This is a genomic window from Streptomyces barringtoniae (genome assembly GCF_020819595.1).
GTDB lineage: Bacteria > Actinomycetota > Actinomycetes > Streptomycetales > Streptomycetaceae > Streptomyces > Streptomyces barringtoniae.
Genome location: NZ_JAJHNP010000091.1, coordinates 1 through 706, shown reverse-complemented (window position 1 = coordinate 706; position 706 = coordinate 1). Strand labels below are relative to the sequence as shown.

General features: G+C 71.8%; 1 protein-coding gene. It reads left to right on the top strand.

Annotated elements, in window-relative coordinates:
* Positions 1-706, top strand: a 706-nt coding sequence (locus tag LMU33_RS40845; protein ID WP_228627178.1) for a beta-ketoacyl synthase N-terminal-like domain-containing protein, incomplete at both ends; no start/stop codon positions are given.

Sequence of the window (706 nt, the reverse complement as noted above, 5' to 3'; positions counted from 1 at the left end):
GCGCGACGCACTCCTCGGACGGGAGACCGCGGTGGGCACCCTGCCCCTGACCGCCGTCGCCACGGACACCGACGACCCGATCGCGATCGTCGCGATGAGCTGCCGCTTCCCCGGTGGCGTCCGGTCACCGGAGGACCTCTGGCACCTCGTGACCGACGGCCGCGACGCGATCTCCGGCTTCCCGACCGACCGCGGCTGGAACCTGGAACGCCTCGCCGACCCGGACCCCGAAAGGCAGGGCACCTCCTACACCCGTGAGGGCGGCTTCCTTGACGACGCCGACCGGTTCGACGCGGCCTTCTTCGGCATCTCACCGCGTGAGGCGCTGGCGATGGACCCCCAGCAGCGACTGCTGCTGGAAACCGCCTGGGAGGTGTGCGAACGCGCCGGGATCGACCCCACCACGGTGCGCGGCAGCCGTACCGGCGTCTTCGTCGGCACCAACGGACAGGACTACGCGTCCCTGATCGCCGCCCCGCCCAAGGGCATCGAGGGACACCTCGGCACCGGGAACGCGGCGAGCGTGGTCTCCGGACGGATCTCCTACGTCTTCGGGCTGGAAGGCCCCGCGGTGACCGTCGACACAGCCTGTTCGTCGTCGCTGGTCGCCCTGCACCTGGCGGTGCAGGCGCTGCGCAGCGGCGAGTGCACGCTGGCGCTGGCCGGCGGCGTCACCGTCATGTCCACCCCCGAGGCGTTCGTCGAT